Origin of the sequence: Streptomyces sp. NPDC051243 (genome assembly GCF_044455405.1) — a bacterium.
GTDB lineage: Bacteria > Actinomycetota > Actinomycetes > Streptomycetales > Streptomycetaceae > Streptomyces.
The window spans coordinates 1-15,216 of the sequence record NZ_JBITES010000026.1 but is presented as its reverse complement, the minus strand read 5'-3'; the positions used below and the strand labels follow the sequence as shown (position 1 = coordinate 15,216).

At 70.6% G+C, this 15,216-nt stretch carries 12 protein-coding genes; 11 read left to right on the top strand and 1 reads right to left on the bottom strand.

Features of this window, described 5'->3' with window-relative positions; all coding sequences use genetic code 11:
- Positions 1 to 53: 53 nt before the first annotated feature.
- The 3 genes from ACIBAG_RS43220 to ACIBAG_RS43210 all read left to right on the top strand — a co-directional run bounded on the left by ACIBAG_RS43220 (position 54) and on the right by ACIBAG_RS43210 (position 4,882).
- A complete protein-coding gene (locus ACIBAG_RS43220) occupies positions 54 to 2,447 on the top strand; it encodes a HelD family protein (RefSeq protein ID WP_399113318.1) in 2,394 nt (797 codons plus the stop codon).
- A gap of 346 nt (positions 2,448 to 2,793) precedes the next feature.
- On the top strand, positions 2,794 to 4,218 hold the full coding sequence (locus ACIBAG_RS43215; RefSeq protein ID WP_399113317.1) for an NAD-dependent malic enzyme: 1,425 nt from the start codon (positions 2,794 to 2,796) through the stop codon (positions 4,216 to 4,218).
- Positions 4,219 to 4,600: 382 nt separating this feature from the next.
- On the top strand, positions 4,601 to 4,882 hold the full coding sequence (locus tag ACIBAG_RS43210; RefSeq protein ID WP_004000874.1) for an HU family DNA-binding protein: 282 nt from the start codon (positions 4,601 to 4,603) through the stop codon (positions 4,880 to 4,882).
- 216 nt (positions 4,883 to 5,098) lie between these two features.
- On the opposite strand, the gene murA is transcribed toward ACIBAG_RS43210, so the two are convergent.
- A complete protein-coding gene (gene murA, locus ACIBAG_RS43205) occupies positions 5,099 to 6,439 on the bottom strand; it encodes a UDP-N-acetylglucosamine 1-carboxyvinyltransferase (RefSeq protein ID WP_399113315.1) in 1,341 nt (446 codons plus the stop codon).
- Positions 6,440 to 6,692: 253 nt separating this feature from the next.
- Here murA and ACIBAG_RS43200 point away from each other — a divergent pair, with 253 nt between their 5' ends.
- The 8 genes from ACIBAG_RS43200 to ACIBAG_RS43165 all read left to right on the top strand — a co-directional run.
- Positions 6,693 to 7,265, top strand: a complete 573-nt coding sequence (locus tag ACIBAG_RS43200; RefSeq protein ID WP_030054423.1) for a YqgE/AlgH family protein — start codon at positions 6,693 to 6,695, stop codon at positions 7,263 to 7,265.
- A gap of 29 nt (positions 7,266 to 7,294) precedes the next feature.
- A complete protein-coding gene (locus ACIBAG_RS43195) occupies positions 7,295 to 7,582 on the top strand; it encodes a DUF3039 domain-containing protein (protein WP_031478284.1) in 288 nt (95 codons plus the stop codon).
- 187 nt (positions 7,583 to 7,769) lie between these two features.
- Positions 7,770 to 9,089, top strand: coding sequence for an extracellular solute-binding protein (locus ACIBAG_RS43190; protein ID WP_399113312.1), 1,320 nt, complete (start codon positions 7,770 to 7,772; stop codon positions 9,087 to 9,089).
- A complete protein-coding gene (locus tag ACIBAG_RS43185) occupies positions 9,086 to 9,982 on the top strand; it encodes a carbohydrate ABC transporter permease (protein ID WP_399113311.1) in 897 nt (298 codons plus the stop codon). Before ACIBAG_RS43190 ends, ACIBAG_RS43185 begins: the two co-directional genes overlap by 4 nt.
- Positions 9,983 to 9,987: 5 nt before the next feature.
- On the top strand, positions 9,988 to 10,839 hold the full coding sequence (locus tag ACIBAG_RS43180; RefSeq protein ID WP_399113309.1) for a carbohydrate ABC transporter permease: 852 nt from the start codon (positions 9,988 to 9,990) through the stop codon (positions 10,837 to 10,839).
- 1 nt (position 10,840) lies between these two features.
- On the top strand, positions 10,841 to 12,466 hold the full coding sequence (locus ACIBAG_RS43175; protein WP_399113307.1) for a beta-N-acetylhexosaminidase: 1,626 nt from the start codon (positions 10,841 to 10,843) through the stop codon (positions 12,464 to 12,466).
- Between the two features lie 226 nt (positions 12,467 to 12,692).
- Entirely contained in the window at positions 12,693 to 13,586 is an 894-nt protein-coding gene (locus tag ACIBAG_RS43170) for an FAD binding domain-containing protein (protein WP_399113305.1), read from the top strand.
- Positions 13,583 to 15,216, top strand: a 1,634-nt coding sequence (locus ACIBAG_RS43165) for a 2Fe-2S iron-sulfur cluster-binding protein (protein WP_399113304.1), incomplete at its 3' end; no start/stop codon positions are given. The genes ACIBAG_RS43170 and ACIBAG_RS43165, both read left to right, overlap by 4 nt.

Below are 15,216 nucleotides of genomic sequence, written 5' to 3'. Positions count from 1 at the left end.
GGGTCCCCTTCGCGTACGGTTGACGGCTGCCCAGCACGTCAGAAGGGGGCCCGGTGGCCGCTCAGGCTCAACAGGAAACCGCGCTCGAAGACTCTCTGAGAGACCGAGAGATCAGCGTCGAACAGGAACACCTGGACCGGGTGTACCGGCGCCTCGAGGAGAAGATCCACGAGGCCGAGTTCCTGATGAACGACGCGGCCAAGCGCGGCCAGGTCGGCACGCCCGGCGCGCTCGCCGAGCGGGACGCGCAGGTCTTCCGGGCGGGCGTGCACCTCAACCGGCTCAACAACGAGTTCGAGGACTTCCTCTTCGGCCGTATCGACCTGCTGCTCGGCAAGGACGGCAAGAAGGGACCGGACGGCGCCTACACCGCCGTCGAGCCCGCCGAGGGCGCGGTGCGCGACGACAACACCGCCGACATCGCCGAGACCCTGCACATCGGCCGCATCGGTGTACTCGACCAGGACTACGCCCCGCTCGTCATCGACTGGCGGGCCCCGGCCGCGGCGCCCTTCTACCGCTCCACCCCGGTCGATCCGGGGCGGGTCGTACGGCGCCGGGTCATCCGCTCCAAGGGCCGCAAGGTGCTCGGCGTCGAGGACGACCTGATGCGCCCCGAGCTCAAGGCCTTCCTCGGCGGCCACGAGCTGCCGGTCATCGGCGACGGTGCCCTCATGGCCGCCCTCGGCCAGGCCCGCACCCACACCATGCGGGACATCGTCGCGTCCATCCAGGCCGAGCAGGACCTGGTGATCCGCGCCCCCGCCGCCTCGGTGACGTACGTCGAAGGCGGGCCGGGCACAGGGAAGACGGCCGTGGCGCTGCATCGCGCCGCCTACCTCCTCTACCAGGACCGGCGCCGCTACGCGGGCGGCATCCTGATCGTCTCGCCGACCCCGCTGCTGGTGGCGTACACCGAGGGCGTGCTCCCGTCGCTGGGCGAGGAGGGCCAGGTCGCCATCCGGGCGATCGGCTCGCTCGTCGACGGCGCCGAGGCCACGCTGTACGACTCCCCGTCCACGGCCCGCGCCAAGGGCTCGTACCGCATGCTCAAGGTGCTGCGGAAGGCGGCGCGGGGCGCGCTGGAGCTGGGGCCGGGCGGCGGGGCCGCTCCCGGCCGGCCCGCCTCCGGCGACACGGGGCAGCTCGCCTTCGGCGACGACGACGCCGATGCCGACGTGCCCGTGCGGACCCCCGCCGGGCCGCCCACCCGGCTGCGCGTGGTCGCCTTCGGGCGCCGGCTCGAACTGGAGGCCGCTGAGCTGGAGCGGATCCGCCGCACCGCCCTCGGCGGCACCGCCCCCGTGAACCTGCTGCGCCCGCGCGCCCGCAAGCTGCTGCTCGACGCCCTGTGGGCGAAGTCGGGCGGCGCCTCCCGGCACACCGACCCGGAACTCGCCGCCGAGCTGCGCTCCTCCTTCGACGAGGACGTCACCACGGAGGACAGCTTCATCGCCTTCCTCGACGCCTGGTGGCCCGAGCTGACCCCGAAGGCCGTCCTGGCGGCGATGGCGGACGAGCGCCGCCTCGGCCGCTGGGCCCGCCGGATCCTCAACCCCGGCGAGATCCGCAAGGTGGCCCGCTCCCTCAAGCGGGACGGCCTCTCCGTGCACGACATCGCCATGCTCGACGAGCTCCAGGCGATCCTCGGCGTCCCGGCCCGCCCGAAGAAGAAGCGCGAACTGGACCCGCTCGACCAGCTCACCGGCCTGGAGGAGCTGATGCCGGTGCGCGATGAGTCGCAGCGCGAGCGCGCCGAGCGGCTGGCGGCCGAGCGCACCGAATACGCCCACGTCATCGTCGACGAGGCCCAGGACCTCACGCCGATGCAGTGGCGGATGGTCGGCCGCCGGGGCCGCCACGCGACCTGGACGATCGTCGGCGACCCGGCCCAGTCGTCCTGGTCCGACGTCGACGAGGCGGCCGAGGCCCGCGACGAGGCCCTCGGCACCCGCCCCCGCCGCCGCTTCCAGCTCACCGTGAACTACCGCAACCCGGCCGAGATCGCCGAGCTCGCGGCGAAGGTGCTGGCCCTCGCCATGCCGGGCTCCACGGCCCCGTCGGCGGTCCGCTCCACCGGAGTCGAGCCTCGCTTCACGGTCGTACGGGACTCGCTGGCGCAGACCGTCCGTGACGAGGCCGCCCGGCTGCTGGAGCAGGTCGACGGCACGGTCGGCGTCGTCGTCGCCATGCAGCGGCGCGAGGAGGCGGCCAAGTGGCTCGCCGGGCTCGGCGACCGGGTCGTGGCGCTCGGCAGCCTGGAGGCGAAGGGCCTGGAGTACGACGCCACGATCGTCGTCTCCCCGGCGGAGATCGCGGACGAGTCACCGGCCGGCCTGCGTGTGCTGTACGTCGCGCTGACCCGGGCCACCCAGCAGCTGACGGTGGTGTCGGGGGAGCGGGACGAGCCGGACGCCACCGGGGTGCCGGACCTGCTGAGGGACTGACCGGGGGCCGAACGGGGGCACTGCGGACGGCCCGGAAATGAACTCGCGGTACGGGAATGGCCTTACGGGATCTGTTTGTTAGCCTGGGTGTGGCACCGGCTCGATCCAAGCCCCCGGGCCCAACCTTCGTCGCTACGAGCGACCACTTGCCGCGAGGCGAGCATGGCGGGTCGGTGTCATGAACGTTGAAGAGGCCCACGTCACGATGTGACGTGGGCCTCTTTTCTTGCAAGGACGTGGCGAACAATACGTTCGCAATTCAAGCCCGGCTAACTCCTACTCAGCGGTAGGTGCGACGATCGGACGGCATACCAGCGACACACGGTGAAAGCAGAGGAAGTCGGCCATGGCAACGGCGCCCAGCGTCTCCTACTCGATGACGGTCCGGCTGGAGGTGCCCGCGAGCGGAACCGCGGTCTCCCAGCTCACCACGGCCGTCGAGTCCCACGGAGGCTCGGTCACCGGCCTCGACGTCACCGCCTCCGGGCACGAGAAGCTCCGGATCGACGTCACCATCGCCGCCACCTCCACCGCGCACGCCGACGAGATCGTCGAGCAGCTGCGCGGCATCGAGGGCGTCACGCTGGGCAAGGTCTCGGACCGTACCTTCCTCATGCACCTCGGCGGCAAGATCGAGATGGCGTCGAAGCACCCCATCCGCAACCGCGACGACCTGTCCATGGTCTACACGCCGGGTGTGGCCCGCGTCTGCATGGCGATCGCCGAGAACCCCGAGGACGCCCGCCGCCTGACGATCAAGCGCAACTCCGTTGCGGTTGTGACGGACGGCTCCGCGGTGCTGGGCCTCGGCAACATCGGCCCGAAGGCCGCGCTGCCCGTCATGGAGGGCAAGGCGGCCCTCTTCAAGCGGTTCGCCGGCATCGACGCCTGGCCGATCTGCCTCGACACCCAGGACACCGACGCGATCGTCGAGATCGTCAAGGCGATCGCCCCGGGCTTCGCGGGCATCAACCTGGAGGACATCTCCGCCCCGCGCTGCTTCGAGATCGAGGCGCGGCTGCGCGAGGCCCTCGACATCCCCGTCTTCCACGACGACCAGCACGGCACGGCGATCGTCGTGCTCGCCGCCCTCACCAACGCACTTCGCGTGGCGAGCAAGGCAATTGAGAACATCCGCGTCGTCATGTCCGGCGCCGGCGCGGCCGGTACGGCCATCCTCAAGCTGCTGCTCGCGGCGGGCGTGAAGAACGCCGTCGTCGCCGACATCCACGGTGTCGTGCACGCCGGCCGGGAGGACCTGCGGGAGGCTCCCGCCGACTCGCCGCTGCGCTGGATCGCGGACAACACCAACCCCGAGGGCCTGACCGGCACGCTGAAGGAGGCCGTGCGCGGCGCCGACGTCTTCATCGGCGTCTCGGCCCCGAACGTCATCGACGGCGACGACGTGGCCGCCATGGCCGACGACGCCATCGTGTTCGCGCTCGCGAACCCGGACCCCGAGGTCGACCCGGCAATCGCCCGTCAGACGGCGGCAGTTGTGGCCACGGGCCGCTCCGACTTCCCGAACCAGATCAACAACGTGCTGGTCTTCCCGGGCGTCTTCCGCGGTCTGCTGGACGCGCAGTCCCGCACGGTCAACACCGACATGATGCTCGCGGCCGCGAAGGCGCTGGCGGACGTGGTGACCGAGGACGAGCTGAACCCGAACTACATCATCCCGAGCGTGTTCAACGACAAGGTCGCGGGCGCGGTCGCCGGTGCGGTGCGGGAGGCGGCGAAGTCGGCGTCCGCGGCGACGCCGGTCGAGTAATCACCTGGACAATCGCCTGGAATCGGTGCCTCACAGCCCCGGGAAGTGTGTGTGGGCTGTGAGGATCGCCACGGCAAGCCCTTGTAACGGCGCGTCGTGGAACCAAGGGCCTGTGACCGCCGTTTATGGTGACGGCCAAGCTTTCAGGCCCTCAGGCCCTCTCTTCGTGTGACTCCCAAGGGTGTTCTCACGACTCCTCCGGGTGCCGGATTGGCTTTCCCGCAGCAGGTAGGGGCAGGATGCGTCTCTGGGCGCGAGGGTCTGACGACGGACCCGGGTCCCGGGTCTCACCGAGGACCCTGGCAGCATCGACATCGCTGTGCCCGACATGCGGCTCCGCCGCGTGGCACGCCTCAAGGCAAATGAACACGGGAGTAACAACATGAACCGCAGTGAGCTGGTGGCCGCGCTGGCCGACCGCGCCGAGGTGACCCGCAAGGACGCCGACGCCGTGCTGGCCGCTTTCGCCGAGGTCGTCGGCGACATCGTCTCCAAGGGCGACGAGAAGGTCACCATCCCCGGCTTCCTGACCTTCGAGCGCACCCACCGTGCCGCTCGCACCGCGCGCAACCCGCAGACCGGCGACCCGATCCAGATCCCGGCCGGCTACAGCGTGAAGGTCTCCGCGGGCTCCAAGCTCAAGGAAGCCGCGAAGGGCAAGTAAGCGCTCCGCTTTGAGCGCCGGGGACTGAGCGCCGTGGTGTCTGAGCGCCGTGGTGTCTGAGCGCCGTTCGCGTCTGCCAGTCCGTTGTGGCTGGTCGCGCCCGCGCGGCAGAGCCGCATATGGACTGAGTCCCGCGCCCTTATGGGGCGCTGCACTGAACGCCGCTGGGGCGGCCACCCGAACTCGGGTGGCCGCCCCAGCGGCGTTTCGGCAACGTCAGCCGAGCGCCTTGCCCGGCAACTCCACCTTCGCGCCCAGCTCCACGAGCTTCTCCATGAAGTTCTCGTAGCCCCGGTTGATCAGGTCGATGCCGTGGACCCGGGACGTGCCCTGGGCCGCCAGGGCCGCGATGAGGTACGAGAAGCCGCCGCGGAGGTCGGGGATGACGAGGTCGGCGCCCTGGAGCTTGGTGGGGCCCGAGACGACCGCGGAGTGCAGGAAGTTGCGCTGGCCGAAGCGGCAGTCGGAGCTGCCGAGGCACTCGCGGTAGAGCTGGATGTGGGCGCCCATCTGGTTCAGCGCGGAGGTGAAGCCGAGGCGGGACTCGTAGACCGTCTCGTGGATGATCGAGAGGCCGGTGGCCTGCGTCAGGGCCACCACCAGCGGCTGCTGCCAGTCGGTCTGGAAGCCCGGGTGCACGTCCGTCTCGAGCGCGATGGACTTCAACTGGCCACCGGGGTGCCAGAAACGGATGCCCTCGTCGTCGATCTCGAAGGCACCGCCCACCTTCCGGTAGGTGTTGAGGAACGTCATCATCGAGCGCTGCTGGGCGCCCCGGACGTAGATGTTGCCCTCGGTCGCGAGCGCCGCGGACGCCCACGAGGCGGCCTCCAGGCGGTCCGGAAGCGCGCGGTGGGTGTAACCGCCGAGCTTGTCCACACCGGTGATGCGGATCGTGCGGTCGGTGTCCATCGCGATGATGGCGCCCATCTTCTGCAGGACGCAGATGAGGTCCTCGATCTCGGGCTCGACGGCCGCGTTCGAGAGCTCGGTGACGCCCTCCGCGAGGACGGCCGTCAGCAGCACCTGCTCGGTCGCGCCGACGGACGGGTACGGCAGTCGGATCTTCGTGCCGCGCAGCCGCTGCGGCGCCTCCAGGTACTGCCCGTCCGCCCGCTTCTCGATCCGCGCGCCGAACTGCCGCAGCACCTCGAAGTGGAAGTCGATGGGCCGGCCGCCGATGTCGCAGCCGCCGAGACCGGGGATGAAGGCGTGGCCGAGGCGGTGCAGAAGGGGGCCGCAGAACAGGATCGGGATGCGGCTCGAACCCGCGTGGGCATCGATGTCAGCGACGTTCGCGCTCTCCACGTGCGACGGGTCCATCACCAACTCGCCGGGTTCCTCACCCGGGCGGACCGTCACCCCGTGCAGCTGCAGCAGACCGCGTACGACACGCACGTCACGGATGTCCGGCACGTTGCGCAGTCGACTCGGCTCGCCGCCCAGCAGAGCGGCGACCATTGCCTTCGGTACGAGGTTCTTCGCACCGCGGACACGGATCTCGCCCTCCAGCGGGGTTCCGCCGTGGACAAGCAGGACATCGTCGTTGACGGTCATGTATCTCGCGTTCCGATGAGTTGGGCAGGGGCCAGGAGGGAAAGGGTAATCGCCGCCGACCCCCCTTCTGTAAGCCCGAGGACGGCTCAGGAACGTCATAGCTCTGTCACAACACGAACCGTTCGCCGTCGGGCACGAACGGTCACCACCGCCCACGTGCGCCCGGGGACGCTTCTTTCCGCCCTGAGCTGCGTTCACTCCCGAACCGGCATTGCCTCCCCACACGAAGGGAAGATGCGGGATCATGTCTGGCATGACCGAGGTGTCCTCGCTCACAGGGCGGCTGCTCGTGGCAACGCCCGCCCTGGCGGACCCGAACTTCGACCGCGCGGTGGTGCTCCTTCTCGACCACGACGAGGAGGGCTCCCTCGGTGTCGTCCTCAACCGTCCGACCCCCGTGGACGTGGGCGACATCCTGGAGGGCTGGGCGGATCTCGCCGGCGAACCCGGCGTCGTCTTCCAGGGCGGCCCGGTGTCCCTCGACTCGGCGCTCGGCGTCGCCGTCATCCCCGGTGACGCCAACGGCGAGAGCGCCCCGCTGGGCTGGCGCCGGGTGCACGGTGCGATCGGGCTCGTGGACCTGGAGGCGCCGCCGGAGCTGCTCGCCTCGGCCGTGGGCAGTCTGAGAATCTTCGCCGGGTACGCCGGCTGGGGCCCCGGCCAGCTGGAGGACGAGCTGGTGGAGGGCGCCTGGTACGTCGTCGAGTCCGAGCCGGGCGATGTCTCGTCACCGTCCCCGGAACGGCTGTGGCGCGAGGTGCTGCGCCGCCAGCGCAATGAGCTCGCGATGGTGGCCACCTATCCGGACGACCCTTCGCTCAACTGAAACATGTGAGCTTCAGTACTCTTGGCGTTATGAGCACTCTCGAGCCCGAGCGCGGGACTGGTACGGGGACCCTCGTAGAGCCGACGCCACAGGTGTCCCACGGTGACGGCGACCACGAGCGCTTCGCCCACTACGTCCAGAAGGACAAGATCATGGCGAGCGCCCTCGACGGCACCCCCGTCGTGGCGCTCTGCGGCAAGGTCTGGGTGCCTGGTCGCGACCCGAAGAAGTACCCCGTGTGTCCCATGTGCAAGGAGATCTACGAGTCCATGGGCGCGGGCGGCGACGACAAGGGCAAGGGCGGCGACAAGAAGTAGTCCTGCCTTCGGCCTGAGCTTCCTTCCGAGGCCCCCGGGTGCGTTTGAGCGCGCCCCGGGGGCCTTTGTTGTGTCACGAAGTGGTTGAGACCTCTTGTCGGCATGTTCATGTAGTCCATAGCCTCCTGGGTGTTGTGCAGAGCGAAATACACATTGCGTATGTTGCAACGCCCTGGAGGGTCACTCCATGAAGCTCCCCGCCACACTCCCCGTCCGGCTGGCCGCCCGACTGGCCGCGCTCACCGCCGCCGCCCTCGTCGCCACCGCCTGCGCCCCGCAGACCTCCACCAACTCCTCCTCCGACAAGGACGAGAAGACCGGCACCCTGCGGGTCTGGCTCTTCCAGGAAGTCGGCAACAAACCGAAGGAGAAGGTCGTCGACTCCGTCGTCGCCGCCTTCGAGAAGAAGCACGAGGGCACGAAGGTCGAGGTCGAGTACATCCCGATCGAGACCCGCGCCCAGCGCGTCAAGGCCGCCTTCAACGACCCCGAGTCCGCGCCCGACGTGATGGAGTACGGCAACACCGACACCGCCGGCTATGTGAAGGACGGCGGACTCCTCGACGTCACCGAGGAGTTCGGCGACTGGAACGAGACGAAGGACACCGACCCCACGGCCAGGCAGTCCGTCACCGTGGACGGCAAGATCTACGGTGCGCCCTTCTACGTCGGCGTCCGCGCCCTGTACTACCGGACCGACGTCTTCGAGGAACTCGGCCTCGAAGTCCCGAGGACCATGGCCGAGTTGGCCGAGACGGCTCGCAGGATCCGCGCCGCCAGGCCCGAGCTGTACGGGCTCGTGGTGGGCGGCGCCTACACCTACGGCGCGATGCCCTTCGTATGGGCCAACGGCGGTGAGATCGCCACGGGCAAGGGCAACTCGTACGCCTCGGCGATCGACAGCGCGGCGGCCCAGAAGGGGATCAAGGCGTACACGTCCCTCTTCTCCGACGACAACTGTCCCGCCGCCAAGTGCGCGGGCATGGGCGGCAACGACACGGTGACCGCGTTCGCGGCCGGCAAGGCGGGCATGGCGATCGGCGGCGACTTCAGCCACGCCGCGGTGGAGGCCGGGAAGGTGAAGGGCAAGTACGCGGTCGTGCCGCTGCCGGGGGCGAAGGCGGGGTCCATCGCGCCGGCGTTCGCCGGGGGCAACAACATCGGGGTGCTGAAGAGCACGTCGCACCGGACGCTGGCGGTCGAGTTGATGGAGCAGCTGGCTTCCAAGGAGACGCAGGCTTCGATGTTCGAGGCGATGGGGTTCCTGCCGACGTTCGGGGACGTGCGGGAGAAGGCGGCCGCAAAGGAGCCCTTCGTGAAGCCGTTCGCCGAGACGCTGGCGTCGGGCACGAAGTTCGTGCCTGCCTCGCCCGCGTGGTCCGAGATCGACTCGTCTCTCGTTCTGCCGACGATGTTCCAGGAGGTCATCAGCGGCAAGAAGGATGTCGCGGGTGCTTCCAGGGACGCGGCGCAGAAGATGGATGACGCGTTCGGCTCCGCCGGATGAGCGGTTCCCCGCGCTCCGGGGCACGTGTCAGCACCCCTTGGCTGTATCTCGCCCCGGCCCTTGTCGTCCTCGGCGGGCTGCTCGTCTATCCCGTCTACCAGCTCGGGCTGATCTCGTTCTTCGAGTACACCCAGGCTCAGGTCAGCGGCGGTGAACCCACCACCTTCCAGGGGTTCGGGAACTACGCGGAGCTGTTCGCGGACCGCCAGTTCTGGCAGGTGCTGCTCGCCACCGTCGTCTTCGCGGCGGCCTGCGTCGTGGCCACCATCGCCGTCGGGTGTGCGCTCGCCGTGCTGCTCACGCGCGTGCGGGCGCTGCCCCGGCTGGCGCTGATGCTGGCCGCGCTGGGTGCCTGGGCCACCCCCGCCATCACCGGGTCGACGGTGTGGTTGTTCCTGTTCGACCCGGACTTCGGGCCGGTCAACCGGATGCTGGGGCTCGGCGACCACTCCTGGACGTACGGGCGTTTCAGCGCCTTCTTCCTCGTCCTGCTCGAAGTGGTGTGGTGCTCCTTTCCGTTCGTCATGGTGACCGTCTACGCCGGCATCCGCGCCGTACCGGCCGAGGTGCTGGAGGCCGCCGCGCTGGACGGCGCCTCCCAGTGGCGGATCTGGCGGTCGGTGCTGGCACCGATGCTGCGGCCGATCCTGGTGGTCGTCACCATCCAGTCGGTGATCTGGGACTTCAAGGTCTTCACACAGATCTACGTCATGACGAACGGCGGCGGCATCGCGGGCCAGAACCTCGTGCTGAACGTGTACGCCTACCAGAAGGCCTTCGCGTCCTCGCAGTACAGCCTCGGCTCGGCGATCGGCGTGGTGATGCTGCTGATCCTGCTGGCGGTGACGCTCGGGTACCTGCGGCTGCTGCGCAGGCAGGGAGAGGAGCTGTGAGTTCCATGGGTTCCCTGAGCCCGTCGAGGCTCGTACGGCGGCCCTGGCGGCTGCTCGCGGAGGCGTCCGCGGTGCTGGTCGCCGTGGTGGTGGCGTTTCCGCTGTACTGGATGGTGCTCAGCGCCTTCAAACCGGCCGGGGAGATCGAGTCGAGCGAGCCGCGGCCGTGGACTCTGGCGCCTTCCCTGGATTCCTTCCGGCGGGTCTTCGAGCAGAACGAATTCGGCCGTTACTTCGTCAACAGCCTTGTCGTCGCGTGCAGTGTCGTGATCGTCTCGGCGTTGATCGCGTTTCTCGCGGCGACCGCGGTGACACGCTTCCGCTTCCGGTTCCGGACCACCCTGCTGATCATGTTTCTGGTGGCCCAGATGGTGCCCGTGGAGGCCCTCACGATCCCGCTGTTCTTCCTCATGCGGGACTTCGGCCAACTGAACACGCTGGGCTCGCTCATCCTGCCCCACATCGCCTTCTCCCTGCCGTTCGCGATCTGGATGCTGCGGGGGTTTGTGAAGGCGGTTCCCGAGGCCCTGGAGGAGGCCGCGTACATCGACGGGGCGAGCCGGTCGCGATTCCTGTGGCAGATCCTTTTCCCGCTGGTCTTCCCCGGGCTCGTGGCCACCAGCGTTTTCTCCTTCATCTCCGCCTGGAACGACTTCCTGTTCGCCAAGTCCTTCATCATCAGCGACACCTCGCAGTCGACCCTGCCGATGGCCCTGCTCGTCTTCTACAAGCCGGACGAGCCGGACTGGGGCGGGGTGATGGCGGCGTCCACGGTGATGACGGTTCCGGTGCTGATCTTCTTCGTACTCGTGCAGCGACGGCTGGTCTCCGGGCTGGGCGGAGCGGTAAAGGACTGACGTGACCGAACTCATTCCAGCGCCCCGCAGCGTCGTCGCCGGCTCCGGCGAGGTACGGCTGACGGCGCGCTCCCGGCTCTACGCCGGCACCGGGACGGAGGGCGTCGGCCACTGGCTGCGCACCGTCCTCCACCAGGCCACCGGCCTGCCGTTGCGCGAGGGGAGGGTGCTCGACGACACCGAGGGCGACGGCATCGGGCTCCAGCTCGACACCGGGCTCGGCCCCGAGGAGTACCGCCTCGCCGGCGACAGGGGCGGCGTCCTGATCGAGGGCGGCAGCGCGGCCGGCGTCTTCTGGGGCGCCCAGACGCTGCGACAGCTCCTCGGCCCCGACGCGTACCGCAGGGCGCCGATCGACCGCGACCGCACCTGGACCGTGCCGCACGTCACGATCGAGGACTCCCCCCGATTCCGCTGGCGCGGCCTCATGCTCGACGTCGCCCGGCACTTCATGCCCAAGGACGGTGTCCTGCGCTACCTCGACCTGATGGCCGCCCACAAACTCAACGTCTTCCACTTCCACCTGACGGACGACCAGGGCTGGCGTATCGACATCGAGAAGTACCCCCGGCTCACCGAGGTCGGCTCCTGGCGGGCTCGCACCAAATTCGGCCATCGGGCGTCCCCGCTGTGGGACGACAGGCCGCACGGTGGTCACTACACCCAGGACGACATCCGCGAGATCGTCGCGTACGCCGCCGAGCGGCATATCACCGTCGTCCCCGAAATCGACGTACCCGGCCACTCGCAGGCGGCCATCGCCGCGTACCCGGAACTCGGCAACACCGACGTCATCGATACCTCCGCCCTCTCCGTATGGGACACCTGGGGGATCAATCCGAACGTACTCGCCCCCACTGACAACACCCTGCGCTTCTACGAGGGCGTCTTCGAGGAAGTCCTGGAGCTGTTCCCCTCGGAGTTCATTCATGTCGGGGGTGACGAATGCCTCAAGGACCAGTGGCGGCAGTCACCCACCGCGCAACGGCGCATCAGGGAACTCGGGCTGAAGGACGAGGACGAGCTCCAGGCGTGGTTCATCGGCCACTTCGACAGCTGGCTCTCCGCGCGCGGGCGCCGGCTCATCGGCTGGGACGAGATCCTGGAGGGCGGGCTCGCGCCGGGCGCGACGGTGTCGTCCTGGCGTGGGTACGCGGGCGGCATCGCGGCGGCCCGCGCGGGCCACGACGTCGTCATGTGCCCCGAGCAGCGGGTGTACCTGGACCACCGTCAGGACGCAGGCGCGGACGAGCCGGTCCCCATCGGCTACGTCCGCACCCTGGAGGACGTCTATCGGTTCGAGCCCGTTCCCACGGAGTTGACGCCGGACGAGGCCCGGCATGTGCTCGGCACGCAGGCCAACGTGTGGACCGAGGTGATGGAGGACCACGCGCGCGTGGACTACCAGACCTTTCCGCGCCTCGCCGCCTTCGCCGAGGTGGCCTGGAGCAGCCTGCCGGCCCCGGAGGAACGGGACTTCGCCGACTTCGAGCGGCGGATGACCGCCCATTACGGGCGACTTGACGCCCTGGGAGTCGCATACCGGCCGCCGGCCGGACCGCGGCCGTGGCAGCGGCGCCCCGGTGTGCTCGGCCGTCCGATCGACGGCCCGCCCCCGAACAGGTAATGGAAAAAAACCGGCAAGGTGTCACCGAAGAGTGTCAATCGGAATGCACCGGTGATGCCGTGCGAAAACGGACCATCTACGCGATGAGGTGGGCGAATGCCTCCTAGCGGACCCCTGTCCTCGGGTCCTGCGAAGATGTGCCAGAGTTGCCACGTCCGCCCTGTCAGCACGTACCGTACGGCAGCACAGGTGGGACCATGTGGGGCAGCGGGAAGGGGCAGCCGGTTTGACCACGAGCGCACCGCAGGCGGCGCAGGCCGTCACGCTGCCCACGACGCTGGACGAGGCCGTGGCGGCACTCACCGCCATGCCCGCCGCCGTTCCGGTCGCGGGCGGTACCGACCTCATGGCCGCCGTCAACTCCGGACAGCTCAGGCCCGCCGCGCTGGTCGGCCTCGGCCGGATCAGCGAGATCCGCGGCTGGCAGTACCAGGACGGCCACGCCCTGCTCGGCGCCGGCCTGACGCACGCGCGTATGGGCCGCCCCGACTTCGCGGCCCTGATCCCGGCGCTCGCGGCCGCCGCGCGCGCCGCGGGCCCGCCGCAGATCCGCAACGCGGGCACCCTCGGCGGCAACATCGCCTCGGCCTCCCCGAACGGTGACGCGCTGCCCGTCCTCGCCGCCCTCGAAGCGACCCTGATCATCGCGGGCCCGGGCGGAGCCCGCCGGGAGATCCCGGTGTCGCACCTGCTGGCCGGCATGGAGATGCTGCGCGCCGGCGAACTCATCGGCTACGTGCGCGTGCCGCTGCTGCACGCCCCGCAGGTCTTCCTCAAGGCCACCGGCCGCACCGGCCCGGGGCGTTCGATGGCGTCCGTCGCGCTGGTCCTCGACCCCGCGCGGCGCGGAGTCAGGTGCGCCGTGGGCGCCATAGCGCCGATGCCGCTCAGGCCCCTGGAGGCCGAGCACTGGGTCGCCCAGCTGATCGACTGGGACAACAACCGCGCGATCGTCCCGGAGGCGCTGCACGCCTTCGGGGAGTACGTCGCCGCGGCCTGCATCCCCGACCCGGTCCCGGCCGAGGACGGGTCCGTGCAACAGCATCCGCCCGCCGTACTGCACCTGCGGCGCACCGTCGCCGCGCTGGCCCGACGAGCACTCGGGAGGGCGCTGTCGTGACCGACGACCAGCACGGAGAGAGCACGCCCCAGGGCGCGGGCCGCTGGGACCCGCTGCCCCAGGGCGAGTACGACGACGGCGCCACCGCCTTCGTCAAGCTCCCCGAAGGGGGCATCGACGCCCTCCTGGCCTCCTCCGACAGCCCGCTCGCCGCGCCCGGCCACGGGTATGTGCCGCCGCAGATAACGTTCGCGCCCGGCTCGGCCGCGGGCACCGACCCCGCGGCCCCCGGCGGCTGGCCGGTCGCGGGCGCGCCCGCCGAGGGCGCCCGGTGGCCCGACCCGAACGCCGCCCCGCAGGGCACGGACGGCGACAGGTTCACGTACAACCCCGGGGCCACCCAGCAGTGGAACTTCTCGGAGACCGCGGCGGGCCGGCCGGGCCGGGAGGTCGCGGCGGGGCCCGGTCAGGACGTCACCGGACAGTGGTCGATTCCCGTCGCCGACGGTGACCTGCCGGACGAATCGGGCGAGTTCACGACGTCGTCGCTGGTCGAGCAGTGGGGCGGAACCCCTCCGGCCACGCTGCCGGGCGGCGCGCCCGCACCCTGGGCGACGCAGGCCACGGGTCAGCCGTGGGGGCAGCAGGCCGCCGAGCCGACCGAGGAGACGACCGGGGCCGGGCACGAGTCCGGGCAGCCGACCGCGGCCGGGTACACGCCCGGGCAGCACGGCGCGCATGCCGACGACCAGCCCGCCGTACCCGCCGAGCAGCCTGCCCCGAACCCGCACGAGGAGCCCGCCGAGGCCGCGCCCGGGCCGGACGCACACGCACGCGTGGAGCCCGGTTCCGCCGCGCCCGCCTCCGGGGACGCCGCACCCGCGTCCGAGCGGCCGGCCGAGATCTCCGCCGAAGCGGCCTCACGGCCCCCGCAGGACGCTCGTGCACCGGGCGCGCCCGGTGAGGCCGCCACGGACGCCCAAGGCGCCCCAGAGGCCGCCGAGCGCCCCGCAGAGGCTCCTGCCGAGCCCACCCCGGCCGGGACCGGCGAGTCCGGTCCGGAGGCCGCCGCGGAACCCGCGCAGGCCGCCGCCCCCGGCGACGCGCCGCCGCCCCCGGGCGAGGAACACCCCCTCGCCTCCTACGTCCTGCGCGTCAACGGCGTGGACCGGCCCGTCTCGGACGCCTGGATCGGCGAGTCGCTGCTCTACGTGCTGCGCGAGCGGCTCGGTCTCGCGGGCGCCAAGGACGGCTGCTCGCAGGGCGAGTGCGGGGCCTGCAACGTGCAGGTCGACGGCCGGCTCGTCGCGTCCTGCCTGGTGCCCGCCGTGACCGCGGCCGGCGCCGAGGTCCGCACGGTCGAGGGCCTCGCCGAGGACGGGCAGCCGTCGGACGTGCAGCGCGCGCTCGCGCGGTGCGGCGCCGTCCAGTGCGGCTTCTGCGTGCCGGGCATGGCGATGACCGTGCACGACCTGCTGGAGGGCAACCCGGCGCCCACCGAGTTGGAGACCCGCCAGGCGCTGTGCGGCAACCTGTGCCGCTGCTCCGGCTACCGGGGCGTGGTGGACGCCGTCAAGGAGGTGGGGGGGGGGGGGGGGGCGCCCCCCCCGGCCGCCGCGCCCGAACAAGACCGCGCCCAGCCGCGGCTTACTCACCACGCCCGCCCCGGGGCCGGGGGGGTGAAGCAGGC